Raw genomic sequence first — 14,506 nt, forward strand, 5'->3', positions numbered from 1 at the left:
CAGCTTGATCCGGATCATGGCGAGAATCAAGAGTTGTTAGGCCATCTTTGATGCTGGTACAATCGATGGGCTTTGGGCCAACTGGCCCCATCACTTCAAGAACAATTCTTTTCAAAATAGAAAAGAGTACGCAATGTCTTGCAACCGTCGCCTTCGCACGGCCAGCCAATGGAGAGTAGAAAATGGCATTCGAACTTCCCGCTCTGCCCTATGCAATCAATGCTCTGGAACCGCACATCTCCCAGGAAACTCTGGAATACCACCACGGCAAGCACCACAACACCTACGTGGTCAACCTGAACAACCTGGTGCCGGGTACCGAGTTTGAAGGCAAGTCTCTGGAAGAGATCATCAAGACCTCCACTGGTGGCATCTTCAACAACGCCGCCCAGATCTGGAACCACACCTTCTACTGGCACTGCCTCTCCCCGAACGGCGGTGGCGAGCCCACTGGCGCCCTGGCCGATGCCATCACCAAGGCGTTCGGCTCCTTCGCCGAGTTCAAGGATGCGTTCACCAAGTCTGCCATCGGCAACTTCGGCTCCAGCTGGACCTGGCTGGTGAAGAAGGCTGACGGCTCCCTGGCCATCGTCAACACCTCCAACGCCGGTTGCCCGCTGACCGAAGCCGGTACCACCCCGCTGCTGACCGTCGACCTGTGGGAGCACGCCTACTACATCGACTTCCGCAACCTGCGTCCGAAGTACATGGAAACCTTCTGGGCCCTGGTCAACTGGGAATTCGTGGCCAAGAACCTGGCTGCCTGATAGCGCCACACTCTTGCCAAAACGCCCCGCTCTTGCGGGGCGTTTTTTTATGGGCGCGAGGGCAGCCAGCGCAGCAAAAAGGCGCCCGCAGGCGCCTTTGTCATTCGAGCCGGGATGCACAGGCATCACTGGTCAATCTCGTCCAGATAGTCATCCAGATTGCTGTCGTCTTGCTTCTCCTGCTGCTCTTGCTTGAGCTCGCTCTGACGGCCAGTCACCTTGTTCTGGTTGTACTGCAGATAGAAGTCCTTGGTCAGGGCGTAAGGATCGAGCGCGTTGTCGATGATCCGCTCCTGATCGATCAGCTTGGAACGGGTACCCAGACCATTCAGCGCCCAGTGCACCGCTTTCAGCGGGAAAGTCAGCAGCGAGTAGGGGAAGTAGAGCACGTCTATGGTATCCCCGACTATCTCGCGGGTGGTGGTGGGACCATAAACGGGCACCATGACGTAGGCCCCCTCGCCTATGTCCATGCGCCCGAGCACGGTAGAGAGCTCCAGCTTGTTGCGCTCGAGGCCCGCATGCTTGGCCACGTCGAAGATCCCCAGCAGACCCACAGTGGTGTTGAGGGTGAAGCGGCCCAGGTTGGTACCCGCCCCCTTCAAGTCGCCGGTCAGCAGGTGGTTGACCATGCTGCTCGGTTCGTTGAAGTTCTCCACCAGATTCTCGATGCCATCCTTCATTCCCTGCGGAACGTATCGGGCGTAGCCGTGCACCACGGGGCGAGCCACGTAGGGCTCAAGCACATCGTAGTTGACGGCCCACATGGCCCGGTTGGCACCCTGAAACGGGTCACGGCTGTCACTGGCCGTGCTGGTCGCTTCGGGCCGGCTCGGCGTCTCCTTGAGGTCAAGGCTCTCGGGGCCCGGCTTGGGCGGGCCGCCAGCACAGCCACCCAGCAACAAGGCCACCGTCAATGCCCCTACACGCACATGCATATGGAAGTCCTAGCTTTTTATTGTGATTAATCTGAATTATAGGCAGCCCGGCCCCATCGAGGGCCGGGCCAGAGGCGTATTAGAGGGCGTGATCGATGCGGATGTCAATCGGCGCTGAAGGAATTGAGCCGGTGGCGACCGGGACCGAGGCCCCTTCGAACGCCCCTTCCTTGTTCATGACGTTTCCGCCACGGGAGAGGCGCGCCTTGAACTGCAGCTCGGGATAGGCGGCCAGCTTGTTACCCTCCATCATGGCATCGCCGTCACCCAGCGACAGCGTCAGCGGGAAGTGCGGGCCTGGGATACGCTTGACCGCGATGGGCATGGGCGGCCCGTTGGGGATCACCGCAAACACGAACAGATGGGCATCTTCCGGCAGCGCAATGCCATCGGCCAACGTCACCTTGAGCGGGAACTCGCCGGCCTTCACTTCCAGCACCTGGGCGGAGGCGGTGCCCTGTCCGCTCGCCTCTGCCGGCACGACCGCACTGGCCATGCCGCGTTTCTTCAACTGCTGCTCGGCATAGTCGATGGAGCGCTCCACCATGGTGTAGCGGGTCGAGCCCTTCTCCATCAGCGGCAGCATCTCGCGCCAGCGTTGCAGGGCGGTCTTGAAGTCCTCTTTTTGCAGGGCCATGAAGGCGTAGACGGAGCGCGCCTCTATATTGGCCGGATCCTGGGCGATGGCTCCCCGCAGCAGCTGATCGGCCTGCGCGTCATCCCCTGTCATCATCAGCGCCTGGGCATAGGGCACCGCCACCATCCCCTTCTGCGGTGCCAGAGCGTAGGCCCGTTCCAGCGCCTCGCGGGCCATATCGGGATCATTGCCATCCAGCGACAGTCGGCCCAGCAGCAGCCAGCCGCGGTAATCGTTCGGTTCCTCTTTCAGGCGGGTACGCAGGGCCAGGGTGAAGTCCAGCAGATCCTGCTCGGTGACCTCGGCATTGCGCTCCACCAGGATGCGGTTGCTGAGCTCGCCCAACCGGCTGCTGGCGTCCTGCCAGCGGCTGACCTCCTGCCAGGCGCCCAGCTTGTAGTAGAGCCCCAGGCTCACCACCAGCAGCACCAGCACACCCGGGATCCAGATCAGACTCTTGCCGCCGCGAGCGGTCTGCTCCACGTCGGGGATGTCGTCCAGCAGGCTGCGCTGCAACTCGATCAGGGTGTCCTGCTCTTCCGCCAGCACCCCCTGTTCGCGCTCTTCACCGATCTCCAGCAGACGCTGACGATAGAGTTGTTTGTTGAGGGCCGAGCGGCTGATGCTCTGCCGGCCCTCTCCCCGCCACAGGGGCAACACCAGTGCCAGGCTCACCAGCACCAGCAGGGCCGCGATCACTATCCAAAATGCGGTCATTGTTTCTCTTCCTCTTTGAGCAGGGCAGCCAGACGACGCTGCTCCTCCGCGCTCAGGGCGCTATCCGCCGGCGTAGCTGCCGCGGGACGACGGCGACTGCGCACCACCACCAGGACTATGCCCACCACGATCACAAGCAGAGGCCCCAGCCAGAGGATCAGGGTGGAGGCCATCAGCGGCGGGTTGTACAGGATGAAGTTGCCGTAGCGGGCCACCATGTAGTCCACCACCTCCTGCTTCTCCTTGCCCTCGCGCACCATCTGGTAGGTCTTGTCACGCAGGTCCTTGGCCAGGCCCGCATTGGAGTCGGCGATGTCCTGGTTCTGGCACTTGGGGCAGCGCAGCTCCTTGGTCAGTTCACGAAAGGTCTGCTCCTGGGCGTCGTTGTCGAAGGTGTAGACATCGATGGCGGCCAGCGCCTGACCTGCCCCGCCCAGTCCCGCCAGCAGCAGCAGGGATGCAATCAAGATTCTCATCGGGTTCTCCCTCACTTCATGGCGTCATAGATGGGTTTGAGGGTCGATGCCCACACCTCGGGGTTGACGTCACCCACGTGGCGATAGCGGATGATCCCCTGACTGTCGATGAAGAAGGTCTCCGGCGCGCCGTAAACCCCCAGATCCAGCCCCAGCATGCCGTCGGGATCATAAAGATTGATCTGATAGGGATTGCCGAGCTCCGCCAGCCAGTTGATGGCCTTGGCCCGCTCATCCTTGTAGTTCATGCCGACGATGTAGATCCCCTGCCCCGCCAGTTGCTTGAGGTAGGTGTGCTCCCCGTAGCAGGTCGGGCACCAGGTGGCCCAGACGTTGAGCAGCATGGGGCGTCCCTTGAGGATGCTCCTGTCATGCTGCTTATTGAGGTCATAGATATCCTGCAGGGTGAACACGGGCACTTCCTTGCCCACCATCACGGATTCGAGCTTGGTGGGATCGGAGTAGAGCCCCTTGAACAGAAACACGGCCCCCAGCAGAAAGACGATGAAGGGGATCAGAAACAACCAGGTCTTCTTGCTCATGCCTTGGCCTCCTCTTCACGACGACCGAAACGGTAGCGCTTGTCCAGCATCGCCAGCACGCCGCCAATGGCCATGAAGACGCCGCCGAACCAGATCCAGCGCACGAAGGGTTTGTAGTAGATCCGCACCGCCCAGGCGCCGTTGTCGAGCTGCTCGCCAAGGGCCGCATAGAGGTCACGGGTAAAGCCGGCATCGATGGCCGCCTCGGTCATCGGCATCCGGGTCACCTTGTACATGCGCTTCTCCGGCTTGAGCAGAGCCACCTGCTTGCCATCCTTGTGCACTTCCAGCACGCCCTTGAAACCGTCGTAGTTGGGGCCGTTCTTCTCCTTGATACCGGTAAAGACGAACTCATAATCGGCAAAATGAACCCGATCGCCGGCCTGCATGCGCAAGTCCTTCTCGATGCTGTAGTTCTGGGTGCAGGCGATGCCGATAATGCTCACCGCAAGACCCACGTGGCCCAGGATCATGGCCCAGTGGCTGTTGCCAAGGCGCTGCACGCCGACGGCAAAGCTGTGTTTGTGGGTGGCGCGTGCCCAGGTCTCCTGCACGCTGGTGACGATGATCCAGGCGCCAAGCCCGATACCGAGCGCAGCCCAGGGCTTGAACTCCTCGGCCAGCAGCAGCGGCAGCAGGATGGCGGCGGCCAGGCTCAGCAGGAGCGCCAGGACCACCTTGCCCTTGAGCTCGCCCAGCTCCTGACGGCGCCAGCGAAACAGCGGGCCGACCCCCAGCAACAGGGCGAACGGGATGATCAGCCAGCTGTAGATGTGATTGAAGAAGGGGGTGCCGATGGAGATGCTGCCAAGCCCCAGCTCCTTGTGCACCAGCGGCAGCAAGGTGCCGAGCAGCACGGTCAGCAGGCCCGCCACCAGCATGATGTTGTTGCCAAGCAGCAGGGTCTCGCGGCTCCACAGCTCGTGCTTGCCATGGCTTCTCACCTGGGAGCCCTTGAAGGCGAACAGCAGCAAGGATGAACCGATTACCGCCAGCAGGAAGCCCAGAATGAACAGGCCGCGGGTCGGGTCGGAGGCAAACGCATGCACCGAGACCAGCACGCCGGAGCGCACCAGGAAGGTACCCAGCAGGCTCAGGGAGAAGGCCGAGAGCGCCAGCAGCACGGTCCAGGCCTTGAAGGTGGCGCGTTTTTCACTGACTGCCAGCGAGTGCAGCAGGGCGGTGCCGGCCAGCCAGGGCATGAAGGAGGCGTTTTCCACCGGATCCCAGAACCACCAGCCGCCCCAGCCGAGCTCGTAATAGGCCCACCAGGAGCCCAGCACGATACCCAGAGTGAGGAAGACCCAGGCGGCCATGGTCCAGGGACGGGACCAGCGCGCCCAGGTGGCATCGAGCCGGCCGGTCATCAGGGAGGCGATGGCGAAAGCAAACGCCACCGAGAAGCCCACATAGCCCATGTAGAGCATGGGCGGGTGGAAGATGAGACCCGGGTCCTGCAGCAGCGGGTTGAGATCGCGCCCATCCACCGGGAAGTAGGGCAAGGTGCGGGTGAAGGGGTCGGAGGTAAACAGCACGAAGGCGGTGAAACCGACCGAGATGAGGCCGAGCACCCCGAGCACCCGCGCCACCGCGTCGAGCGGCAGGCGGCGGCTGAACATGGCGACCGCCGCGGTCCAGCCCCCCAACGTCAGCACCCACAGCAGCAGGGAACCTTCATGGGCTCCCCACACCGCGGAGATGCGGTAGGCCAGCGGCAGCAGGCTGTTGGAGTTGGTGGCCACGTACTGCACGGTGAAGTCGTTGTCGATGAAGGCCCAGGTCAGGCAGAGGAACGACAGCAACAGCAGCAGGAACTGGGCATAGGCCAGCGGACGGGCCGCCGACATCATGCCAAGGCGCCCCCATTTGGCCCCGAGCAGCGGATAGCTGCCCAGCAGCAGGGCGGTGGCAAACGCCAGGATCAGTGAGAACTGTCCTAATTCCGGGATCATTGCTTGCTCCCCTTCAACTGCGCGTCGGTATATTCCGGCTTGAAGTGCATGCCGTTGGTGGCATCGGCCACTTCCGGCGGCATGTAGTTCTCATCGTGCTTGGCCAGCACCTCGAAGGCGGCGACCGTGGTGGCATCCTTGAGGGTGCCCTGGGCGACGATGCCCTGCCCCTCGCGGAACAGATCCGGCAGGATGCCGTCAAACTCGACGGTCACCAGATGCCCGCCGTTGTCCACCAGTTTGAAGGCCACCTTGAGGCTCTGGGGATCGCGCTGCACCGAGCCCGGCACCACCAGACCCCCGATGCGCAGGCGCTGCCCCTCTTCCGGCTTGATCTTGTCCGGTCCCTTGCCCTCCACCAGCTCGCTCGGGGTATAGAAGAGATCGATGTTCTGGCTGAGGGCATAGAGCACCAGGCCGATCACGGCGGCGAGGCCGGCACTGATCGCCAGGATGATGGTGAGGCGTTTTTTGCGTCTCGGGTTCATAGGGTGTTCTCCATCTGCTGGGCCGCCTTGCGACGAGCCTCGCGCGCCTGCTTGCTGCGCAGTTCACCGAGCAGGGCGCGGGTTTTCATACGGGTGGAAATGACGATGCCGACCAGGCAGAGCAGGGTCAGACCGAAGGAGAGCCAGACGTAGAAGGCGTAACCGCCCATCGCCAGAAAGTCACTGAATGAGGCAAAGTGCATGCTTACTTCTCCTGCTCGGCTATCTCTTTGACCCAGGGGCGGTGCCACTCCCGCATCAAGAGCTCGTTTCGAAAACGCATCAGGGAGAGAGCCCCGAGGAAGGCGGCAAAGGCCAGGATCATGATGAGCAGCGGCCACAGCATCTCGGGGGAGATGGAGGGCTTGTCAAACTTGGTGATGGTGGCGCCCTGATGCAGGGTATTCCACCACTCCACCGAGTAGTGAATGATGGGCAGGTTGATCACCCCCACCAGCGCCAGGATACCGGCGGCCCGGCCGGCCAGCACCTTGTCGCTGAAGGCATTGTAGAGGGCGATGACCCCCAGGTAGAGGAACAGTAGGATCAGCTCCGAGGTGAGCCGCGCATCCCACACCCACCAGGTGCCCCACATGGGTTTGCCCCAGGCGGCGCCGGTAAACAGCGCGATGAAGGTAAACACGGCGCCGACCGGCGCGATGGCGGCCACCGTCATGTCGGCCATCCGCAGCTGCCACACCAGACCGATGAAGGCCGCGACCGCCATGGTGGAGTAGGCCCCCATGGAGAGAATGGCGGCGGGAACATGGATGTAGATGATCCGGAAGGAGTCACCCTGCTGGTAATCGGCAGGGGCGAACGCCAACCCCCAGAGGGTGCCGATGATGAATGCCAGCAGGCTGGTCACGGCAAACCAGGGCAGCAAGGTCCCTGCCAGCTGGTAAGCGCGCTCGGGTTTAGCGTAAGGGTGCAACCATTTCCACATAGCTCACAAAACCTTTCTGTTATTAATATCGTGGCGAGGCCTACCTTACCCACTGCCGGAAAACATCACATCCCCCGAAAGCAATAAGCAGCCATCCTCTTGATCTATCTCAATTATATTTTTTATAACGGCCCTTCCATGGCCACTTTTTCAGACGCTTTCATCAATTCACGCTGACCCGCAGCGCCGCCGAGACCGCCAACGGGGTCAGGGTGAGCGCACCGGCCAGCATGGCCCCCAGAATCGCCAGCTGCCCCGAATAAGGCAGCCCCATCCCCGCCGCATCGATGGCGGAGGTGGCAAAAATCAGTACCGGAATATAGAGCGGCAGGATCAGCAGACTGAGCAACACTCCCCCTTTGCGCAGACCCACGGTGAGGGCCACCCCGATCGCCCCGAGCAGGCTCAGCACGGGTGTGCCCAGCGCCAGGGTGGCGACCACCGCCAGATAGGTGTCCATGTCCAGCGACAGCAGGATGGCGAGCAGCGGGGAGATGAGCAACAGCGGCAGGCCGGTCAGCAACCAGTGAGCGATCACTTTGGCCAGCGCCAGCAAGCCCAGCGGATGGGGCATCAACATCATCTGCTCCAGCGCGCCATCGCCGAAGTCGTCGCGAAACAGCCGCTCTAGGGAGAGCATGGCCGCCAGCAGGGCCGCCACCCAGATGATGCCGGGGGCAATGCGGGCCAGCAGCTTGGGCTCGGGGCCAATCCCCAGAGGAAACAGGGTGATGACGATGAGAAAGAACCAGAGCGGGTTGAGGATGTCGGAGCGCTGGCGCAGGGCCATCAGCAGCTCACGGTGGATCAGGTGCATTACGGCGCGCAACATCAGAACTACTCCTGCAGCAAGGGCGTGAGAGAGAGGGTCTTCAGCCGTCCCTGCATCAGGGTCATGTCCTGATGAGTGGTGAGGATCACCATGCCCCCCCGCTCGGCATGGGTCAGGAACAGCCGCTCCAGCACCTTCACCCCCTGCTTGTCGATGGCGGTGAACGGCTCGTCCAGGATCCAGAGTGCCGGCTGGTCACTCAACCACAGACGGGCCAGCGCGACGCGGCGCTGCTGACCGGCGGAGAGCTGACCGGTGGAGTTGTCTTCAAAGCCAGCCAGACCGACCTGGGCCAGCACCCGCCACAGGTCCACGCTGGTATCGGCCGCATGGTGCAGTTTCTGGTAGAAGGCGAGGTTTTCAAGCGGTGTCAGGGCAGCCTTGACACCTGGCTGATGACCGAGATAGAGCAGATTGGCGTGATATTCGTCGCGGCAATGGCGAATATTCTCGCCATTCCAGCACACTTCACCGGCAAAAGGCTGAGACAGGCCGGTCAGCAGGCGCAGCAGGCTGGTCTTGCCGACGCCGTTGGGACCTTCAATTTGCACCAGATCACCGGGAGCCACCGCAAAGGAGAGATGTTCAAACAGAGTGCGATCTTCACGCACGCAGCTCAGGTTGTGAATTTGAAGCAGCATGAGGATGTAATCAGTGAAAAGAAGCGGCCTGCATATTAACACAGTATCGGGAAGCGTCTTTTCAAAGATGCCAATTATCAGCAGGATTTGTGGGGGAGATCCCGCCTTGGGAAGCCGCAAAGCGGGGCGGGAAAATCAGGAAGGCAGATGCCTTCCCAATCAATCATGAGCGGCCTTTTCGCAATGAAATCAACAATTCAGCCTCGGCCTTTGGCAATTCACACTCGTTCATGACCTCATCGAGGTCGGCACCGAGCTCCACCATTTTGGCGGCCCGGCTGTACAGGCGGCGTTCCGGATCCTGCAGGGTAAGCTCCTGCTGGCGGTCATTGACCTGCTGCATGGCCCCTTCGACGGATTGCAGACGCTGGCCCATGCCGATGGCTCCGGTATGCAGCTCCATCATCTGCTTGCGCAGACTCTCTAGCTGACCCTGCAACAGCTCCACCCTGGCCTCGGACTCTCGCTGGCCACGTCGGCTGCCTAACACCCCGTACAGGGCCAGCGCCAACGCCAGCAAGGACACCCCCAAGGCGGCAATTTCAATCATCAACACATCATCTTCCTATCAGAGGGAACCGATATCTTCCCACTCTTCATCGGAGAGCAGCTTGTTCAGATCGACCAGGATCAGCAGCTGGCCATCACGGTTGCTGACCCCCTGAATGAACTTGGCGCTCTCTTCGGTACCCACGGCAGGGGCCGCATCGATCTCGGACGAACGCAGATAGACCACCTCAGCCACGCTGTCGACCATGATGCCGATCACCTGCTTTTCCGCCTCGATGATGACGATGCGCGAGTTTTCACTCACATCGCCAGAAGGCAGACCGAAGCGGGAACGGGTGTCGATGACGGTCACCACGTTGCCGCGCAGGTTGATGATGCCCAGCACGTATTCGGGGGCACCCGGCACAGGGGCGATCTCGGTGTAGCGCAGCACCTCCTGCACCTGCATCACGTTGATGCCGTAGGTTTCATTTTCCAGCTGGAAGGTGACCCATTGCAGCACTTCGTCTTCGGCCAGATTCTGTGCAATATTGCGCTTTTCTGTCATGTTTTTATTCCTTTTATGAAAACGTCTACTGGTAAAACTAGCAATAAAACAGCCCGAGTGCAGAAGTTATCAGCGACCTTCTATGTTGACCCCGCGCTCCAGCAACAGGAGCAATTCCTTCACGTGCAGCAGGGCACACATCTTCTCCTTGACCATGCCTGCCAGCCAGGGACGTTTGCCCTCCTGATGGCGCCATTTGACCTGATCACGGTGCAATAACTCGGTTCCCTTCAGATGATGGCAGGCCAGTCCCCAGGGGGATTCACCCAACATGATCAGATACTTGTAGTCATCTATTTCCAGATGCTGGCCCGGCATGACCCACTGCGCCGTGTCCACCACGTTCATCTTCTGCTCGCGGGACGTCATGATCCCCTTGTACCAGCCGGGCTGGCCAAAGAGGGATGACACCTCCCCCAACTGATGAATACCGCCAAGCTCGGTCAACGGCACGGCAAAGGTGACGCCGGCCACTTCAAAGAACAGGGCCTGAAACTCCTTGCCGGTATCGATGTTTTCCCAGGTGGAGGGGGCAACCTCCTCCTGTGGCGCCAGCGCCACCTCGGTCTCCGTCACCACCAGAGTCGCGGGATCCGCCGCCACCGGCTCGGGCATCTCCTCGGGCCAGACCGGCTCAACCGGCAGCAGGGCATCTTCGGCCTCGATCTGCAGCGGTTCAGTAACCACCTCTTCATGGCTCAGGGCGTCGATTTCATATTGTACCTGACCCACCTGGGCCAGCAGTTCACTCAACTGTTCCAGCCGCTGATCCGCCTCCAGATAGGGCTGGGCCACTTTCTCGGCAACCGGCTGGGGCTTGCGTTGCAGCTGGATAACGGGCGCGGAGTCAGGCTCGTCGGCATCAAGCAGCAGGGCATCCTCCAGCAGCAGGGAGTGGAAGTAATCATCCATGGCCCGGACTTGGGTGGTATCTCTCATGATGTCACCTCATGAGCACGCTGGCGCTCTTGCGCATCAAGATAGTTGAGCAGCGTCTCATAGGCGTAGGTACCGCGGCTGCTCGGCGAATAGATGGAGGGGGGAATGTGAAGCAAACTGGCATCCCGAAACTTAGTATCTATGGGTATGACGGCATTCCAGACCGCGCTCCCGTGCTGCTCCTTGATGGACTGCAGGGTCATCAGCGAGGCGCGGGTTCGCTTGTCAAACATGGTGGGAATGACGGTATAGCGGAACTTCTCCCGCTTGGAGCGCTGCATGATCTCGAAAGTCTTCATCATCCGCTCCAACCCCTTGAGCGCCAGGAACTCGGTCTGCACCGGCACCAGGATCCGGTCACAGGCCGCCAGCGCATTCACCATCATGACCCCCAGCACGGGCGGGCAGTCGATCAGCACGTAGTCGTATTGATCTTGGATGCGCAGCAGTGCCCGCTTGAGCACCAGCCCCATCCCTTCCCGATTGCCCATCACCCGATCCAGCGTGGCCAGGGTAATGGAAGCGGGCAGCAGGTGGATGTTCTCAAACTTGGTACGCAGCGTCAGTTTATTGACGAGCTCCGCCGTGGGCTTGACCGCCTGGAACAGCTCATAGAGGGTGCCATCCAGCCGATCGGAGTCAAAGTCGAGATATGAGGTCAGGGAAGCATGAGGGTCGGTGTCGATCAACAGCACCCGCTGACCACGCTGAGCCAGAATACCGGCCAACGAGACCACCGTGGTGGTTTTACCGACCCCACCTTTTTGGTTGGCAACCGTCCAAACAATCACTGTATCAATCCTGCCTCGTTGTTATGCGTATGCCACCACCTGGCAGCGAGATCACCTTGACCTCTCCTGCCTCGACTGCCTGCTGAACTGCCGGGACCGGCTCCTCCGTCACTGGCTGAACGGGAGGAGTCGGTGTCGGAGGTGGTACCCAGGCGAACTTGGAGATAGCGACCACCACCTTGCGATTCTGTAAACGCCCCTGCTCGGTACTGTTGTCCGAGAAGGGAGAGAACTCCCCGTACGCCTCGTAGGCAAGCCGCTGCGGGGCTATCCCCTTAACGATCAGGGCAGTGAGTACGGCCTCCGCCCTTGCTGCCGACAACGTCCAGTTGGAGCGAAAAATTTCATTATTTATCTGCTGGTTATCCGTGTAACCCCGCACTCTCACATAGTTATCGACCGGTTTCAGGATACTTGAAAGAGTATTGAGCACCGGATCTGCATTGGAGCTCATAAACGCGCTGCCACTGCCAAACAGCAGGCCGGAACTCAGCTCCACCGTCAGCCAGTTGTCATCCTGTGTCAACTTGACTACCCCGGCATCAACCAGAGACCCCATGTTCTCCTGCAGTTGCGAATCTATCTTCGCAAGAGTCATACCATCTTGCAGAATGGGAACACCAGAAATAGGAGCCTGCGAGGGTGAACGGGCCTTGGCACTTTCCAGCACAGAGGTTGCGGCGGACACTTCATTGTTCAGCAGCGACTTGCCCTGCCCCTCCAGCAAGCCATCGCTGCGGGGCTGCATCACATTGAATGCCTGGGTCATGCCGTCGATGACGGCACGATACTTGTCCTTGTTGACCAGTGCCACCGAGTAGAGCACCACGAACAGGGCGAAGATCAGCGTCATGTAGTCGGCGTAGGAAACCAGCCAGCGGTCGAGGTGTTCCCGACCTTGCAGATGCAAACGATAGCGCTTGCGCATGGCTACTCTCCCTTCAGATAAGCCTTCAACCGCCGTTCAACCTGGGGGCCATTCTCGCCATGGGCGATGGCCATCAGGCCTTCCAGCGTCATCTCCTGAAACAGGGCGTAATGATAGTGAAAAGCACGCAAGCGATTGGCGATCGGCAAGTAGAGCAGGTTGGCAAAGCCGACCCCGTAAATGGTGGCAACGAAGGCGACGGCAATGCCAGCACCGAGAGCGGCGGGCTCCTCCAGATGAAACATCGCCTGGATCAGCCCGATGACGGCACCTATGATGCCGATGGTCGGACTGTATCCCCCCATGGCCTCGAAGACCCTGGCAGAGTGCTCGTTGCGCTCCTGCTCGATATCGATATCCGCTTCCAGCAACATGCGAATGTCGTCTACCGAAACCCCGTCCACTATCATGGTGAGGCCATGACGGGTAAATTCGTCACTCTCCTGCTCGGCCTGATTCTCCAGCGCCAGCAACCCTTGCTGGCGTGCAAAGATAGCCCAGGATTGCAATCTCTCGGCCTGAGCGACCAGATCCCAGTCCGGCGGCAGCACCATCCAGCGGGTCTGCCTGATCGCTTCCAGCAGGAACTTGCGCGGCGTCTGCAAAATGACCGCCCCCCAGGTTCCCCCCACCACGATGACAAACGCGGGTCCATCGAGCAGGGTCAACAGGTTGCCGCCATGCCACAATTGGGCAATGGCAATGGCTCCCAGTGCCAGGATCAGGCCAAACATGCCCATCGTTAGCGGCCCAGCTCAACCAGGATACGTTGTGCGACCCGATCCAGCGGCAGCGATTCAGTGGCAATCCCGGCTTTGGCAACCGCCTGCGGCATGCCATAAACCACACAGGACGCTTCATCCTGCGCCCAGATGGTGGAGCCCTGCTCCTTGAGCAGACGCGCACCATCTCGACCGTCCGCCCCCATCCCGGTCAACACGATGGCAAGCACCTTGTCGGCATAGGTCTTGGCGGCAGAGGCGAAGGTAATGTCGACACACGGCTTGTAGTTGACCTTGTCATTGCCATCGACGATGCGGATGCGGGCACCGGCACCACGACCTTCCAGCAGCATCTGTTTGCCGCCGGGGGCCAGGTAGGCGTGTCCGGGCTTGAGCACATCCCCATCTTCCGCTTCCTTGACGCCTATCTGGCACAGGCCATTGAGGCGTGCGGCAAAGGCCGCGGTGAAGGTTGCCGGCATGTGCTGGATAAGCAGGATCGGATGCGGGAAATCGCCGGGCAGCTTGGTCAGCACATTCTGCAGGGCGACCGGGCCGCCGGTGGAAGTACCAATGGCCACCAGCTGATAACTCTTGCCGCTGCGCTTGAATGCGGCCACCGGAGCAGCACGCTGCGGCTCAGCCTGACGCTCTGCCGTACGTGGCGCATTCAGAGGTGTCCTGGCCACAGGCTCGGGCGCCTTCGGGCGTGACGGCGCAGACATCAGGAAGCGCTTGCGTGAAATCTCCTTGACCCGCTGCTGCAACAGACGGACGGCTTCATCCTTGTCACGGGCAATGTCTTCGAATTTCTTGGGCAGAAAGTCGAGCGCCCCTGCATCGAGCGCATCGAGCGTGGCTTTGGCCCCTTCATGGGTCAAAGAAGAGAACATCAGGATCGGCGTGGGGCACTTGGCCATGATCTCACGCACGGCACTGATGCCATCCATCACCGGCATCTCTATGTCCATGGTGATCACGTCAGGACGCAACTGCTGTGCCTTTTCTACCGCTTCCCGCCCATTTTGGGCCGTGTCGATGACCGTCAGCATGGGATCCTGAGTGATGATCTCGCTGACCCGACGACGGAAGAAGCTTGAATCGTCGACAACTAATACCTTGATTGCCATTGT

Annotated in this window: 18 protein-coding genes; 1 reads left to right on the top strand and 17 read right to left on the bottom strand. The window is 60.7% G+C overall.

Going from position 1 to position 14,506, the window contains the following annotated elements:
- Positions 1-182: 182 nt before the first annotated feature.
- Positions 183-767 carry a superoxide dismutase [Fe] gene (sodB, locus tag AB5Y81_RS06995; protein ID WP_005298860.1) on the top strand — a complete coding sequence of 195 codons (585 nt, stop codon included), beginning with the start codon at positions 183-185 and terminating at the stop codon, positions 765-767.
- Between the two features lie 125 nt (positions 768-892).
- On the opposite strand, the gene AB5Y81_RS07000 is transcribed toward sodB, so the two are convergent.
- The 17 genes from AB5Y81_RS07000 to AB5Y81_RS07080 all read right to left on the bottom strand — a co-directional run bounded on the left by AB5Y81_RS07000 (position 893) and on the right by AB5Y81_RS07080 (position 14,503).
- Positions 893-1,705 (bottom strand): VacJ family lipoprotein, encoded by an 813-nt coding sequence (locus AB5Y81_RS07000; RefSeq protein ID WP_026141231.1) that lies wholly within the window; start codon positions 1,703-1,705, stop codon positions 893-895.
- 79 nt (positions 1,706-1,784) lie between these two features.
- Positions 1,785-3,059, bottom strand: a complete 1,275-nt coding sequence (gene ccmI / locus AB5Y81_RS07005; RefSeq protein WP_042050385.1) for a c-type cytochrome biogenesis protein CcmI — start codon at positions 3,057-3,059, stop codon at positions 1,785-1,787.
- On the bottom strand, positions 3,056-3,535 hold the full coding sequence (locus AB5Y81_RS07010) for a cytochrome c-type biogenesis protein (protein WP_005298856.1): 480 nt from the start codon (positions 3,533-3,535) through the stop codon (positions 3,056-3,058). The genes ccmI and AB5Y81_RS07010 overlap by 4 nt, the downstream gene beginning before the upstream one ends.
- Before the next feature lie 11 nt (positions 3,536-3,546).
- On the bottom strand, positions 3,547-4,077 hold the full coding sequence (locus AB5Y81_RS07015; protein ID WP_005298853.1) for a DsbE family thiol:disulfide interchange protein: 531 nt from the start codon (positions 4,075-4,077) through the stop codon (positions 3,547-3,549).
- A complete protein-coding gene (locus tag AB5Y81_RS07020; RefSeq protein ID WP_017781150.1) occupies positions 4,074-6,029 on the bottom strand; it encodes a heme lyase CcmF/NrfE family subunit in 1,956 nt (651 codons plus the stop codon). Before AB5Y81_RS07020 ends, AB5Y81_RS07015 begins: the two co-directional genes overlap by 4 nt.
- Positions 6,026-6,517, bottom strand: coding sequence for a cytochrome c maturation protein CcmE (gene ccmE, locus AB5Y81_RS07025; protein ID WP_005298847.1), 492 nt, complete (start codon positions 6,515-6,517; stop codon positions 6,026-6,028). The genes AB5Y81_RS07020 and ccmE overlap by 4 nt, the downstream gene beginning before the upstream one ends.
- A complete protein-coding gene (ccmD, locus tag AB5Y81_RS07030; RefSeq protein WP_010634608.1) occupies positions 6,514-6,720 on the bottom strand; it encodes a heme exporter protein CcmD in 207 nt (68 codons plus the stop codon). Before ccmD ends, ccmE begins: the two co-directional genes overlap by 4 nt.
- Positions 6,721-6,722: 2 nt before the next feature.
- A complete protein-coding gene (locus AB5Y81_RS07035) occupies positions 6,723-7,463 on the bottom strand; it encodes a heme ABC transporter permease (RefSeq protein ID WP_005298843.1) in 741 nt (246 codons plus the stop codon).
- 163 nt (positions 7,464-7,626) lie between these two features.
- Positions 7,627-8,295 carry a heme exporter protein CcmB gene (gene ccmB / locus AB5Y81_RS07040; RefSeq protein ID WP_010634609.1) on the bottom strand — a complete coding sequence of 223 codons (669 nt, stop codon included), beginning with the start codon at positions 8,293-8,295 and terminating at the stop codon, positions 7,627-7,629.
- Positions 8,296-8,300: 5 nt separating this feature from the next.
- Complete coding sequence (ccmA, locus tag AB5Y81_RS07045; RefSeq protein WP_123245803.1) at positions 8,301-8,936, bottom strand: cytochrome c biogenesis heme-transporting ATPase CcmA; 636 nt, start codon at positions 8,934-8,936, stop codon at positions 8,301-8,303.
- A 163-nt stretch (positions 8,937-9,099) separates the two neighbouring features.
- Positions 9,100-9,486: a DUF2802 domain-containing protein gene (locus tag AB5Y81_RS07050; protein WP_010634610.1), complete on the bottom strand. Its 387-nt coding sequence runs from the start codon at positions 9,484-9,486 to the stop codon at positions 9,100-9,102.
- 18 nt (positions 9,487-9,504) lie between these two features.
- On the bottom strand, positions 9,505-9,993 hold the full coding sequence (locus tag AB5Y81_RS07055; protein ID WP_005298836.1) for a chemotaxis protein CheW: 489 nt from the start codon (positions 9,991-9,993) through the stop codon (positions 9,505-9,507).
- 69 nt (positions 9,994-10,062) lie between these two features.
- Positions 10,063-10,932 carry a chemotaxis protein CheW gene (locus AB5Y81_RS07060; RefSeq protein WP_010634611.1) on the bottom strand — a complete coding sequence of 290 codons (870 nt, stop codon included), beginning with the start codon at positions 10,930-10,932 and terminating at the stop codon, positions 10,063-10,065.
- The gene (locus AB5Y81_RS07065) at positions 10,929-11,723 is read right to left on the bottom strand and encodes a ParA family protein (protein WP_005298826.1); all 795 of its coding nucleotides are present in this window, start codon (positions 11,721-11,723) and stop codon (positions 10,929-10,931) included. Before AB5Y81_RS07065 ends, AB5Y81_RS07060 begins: the two co-directional genes overlap by 4 nt.
- A 4-nt stretch (positions 11,724-11,727) precedes the next feature.
- The gene (locus tag AB5Y81_RS07070) at positions 11,728-12,651 is read right to left on the bottom strand and encodes a flagellar motor protein MotB (RefSeq protein ID WP_010634613.1); all 924 of its coding nucleotides are present in this window, start codon (positions 12,649-12,651) and stop codon (positions 11,728-11,730) included.
- Positions 12,652-12,653: 2 nt separating this feature from the next.
- Positions 12,654-13,391: a flagellar motor protein gene (locus AB5Y81_RS07075; protein WP_010634614.1), complete on the bottom strand. Its 738-nt coding sequence runs from the start codon at positions 13,389-13,391 to the stop codon at positions 12,654-12,656.
- Between the two features lie 2 nt (positions 13,392-13,393).
- The gene (locus AB5Y81_RS07080) at positions 13,394-14,503 is read right to left on the bottom strand and encodes a chemotaxis response regulator protein-glutamate methylesterase (protein ID WP_010634615.1); all 1,110 of its coding nucleotides are present in this window, start codon (positions 14,501-14,503) and stop codon (positions 13,394-13,396) included.
- Positions 14,504-14,506 lie beyond the last annotated feature (3 nt).

Origin of the sequence: Aeromonas sp. s2, from assembly GCF_040907935.1 — a bacterium.
GTDB lineage: Bacteria > Pseudomonadota > Gammaproteobacteria > Enterobacterales > Aeromonadaceae > Aeromonas > Aeromonas dhakensis.

What these genes read in the sequence shown, in the direction of transcription:
- AB5Y81_RS07015 (WP_005298853.1), bottom strand. Translation starts at nt 4,077, where the DNA reads ATGAGCAAGAAGACCTGGTTGTTTCTGATCCCCTTCATCGTCTTTCTG.
- AB5Y81_RS07080 (WP_010634615.1), bottom strand. Translation starts at nt 14,503, where the DNA reads ATGGCAATCAAGGTATTAGTTGTCGACGATTCAAGCTTCTTCCGTCGT.
- sodB (WP_005298860.1), top strand. Translation starts at nt 183, where the DNA reads ATGGCATTCGAACTTCCCGCTCTGCCCTATGCAATCAATGCTCTGGAA.
- AB5Y81_RS07055 (WP_005298836.1), bottom strand. Translation starts at nt 9,993, where the DNA reads ATGACAGAAAAGCGCAATATTGCACAGAATCTGGCCGAAGACGAAGTG.
- ccmD (WP_010634608.1), bottom strand. Translation starts at nt 6,720, where the DNA reads ATGCACTTTGCCTCATTCAGTGACTTTCTGGCGATGGGCGGTTACGCC.
- AB5Y81_RS07010 (WP_005298856.1), bottom strand. Translation starts at nt 3,535, where the DNA reads ATGAGAATCTTGATTGCATCCCTGCTGCTGCTGGCGGGACTGGGCGGG.
- ccmI (WP_042050385.1), bottom strand. Translation starts at nt 3,059, where the DNA reads ATGACCGCATTTTGGATAGTGATCGCGGCCCTGCTGGTGCTGGTGAGC.
- AB5Y81_RS07050 (WP_010634610.1), bottom strand. Translation starts at nt 9,486, where the DNA reads ATGATTGAAATTGCCGCCTTGGGGGTGTCCTTGCTGGCGTTGGCGCTG.
- AB5Y81_RS07060 (WP_010634611.1), bottom strand. Translation starts at nt 10,932, where the DNA reads ATGAGAGATACCACCCAAGTCCGGGCCATGGATGATTACTTCCACTCC.
- ccmE (WP_005298847.1), bottom strand. Translation starts at nt 6,517, where the DNA reads ATGAACCCGAGACGCAAAAAACGCCTCACCATCATCCTGGCGATCAGT.
- AB5Y81_RS07070 (WP_010634613.1), bottom strand. Translation starts at nt 12,651, where the DNA reads ATGCGCAAGCGCTATCGTTTGCATCTGCAAGGTCGGGAACACCTCGAC.
- AB5Y81_RS07075 (WP_010634614.1), bottom strand. Translation starts at nt 13,391, where the DNA reads ATGGGCATGTTTGGCCTGATCCTGGCACTGGGAGCCATTGCCATTGCC.
- AB5Y81_RS07000 (WP_026141231.1), bottom strand. Translation starts at nt 1,705, where the DNA reads ATGCATGTGCGTGTAGGGGCATTGACGGTGGCCTTGTTGCTGGGTGGC.
- ccmB (WP_010634609.1), bottom strand. Translation starts at nt 8,295, where the DNA reads ATGTTGCGCGCCGTAATGCACCTGATCCACCGTGAGCTGCTGATGGCC.
- ccmA (WP_123245803.1), bottom strand. Translation starts at nt 8,936, where the DNA reads ATGCTGCTTCAAATTCACAACCTGAGCTGCGTGCGTGAAGATCGCACT.
- AB5Y81_RS07020 (WP_017781150.1), bottom strand. Translation starts at nt 6,029, where the DNA reads ATGATCCCGGAATTAGGACAGTTCTCACTGATCCTGGCGTTTGCCACC.
- AB5Y81_RS07035 (WP_005298843.1), bottom strand. Translation starts at nt 7,463, where the DNA reads ATGTGGAAATGGTTGCACCCTTACGCTAAACCCGAGCGCGCTTACCAG.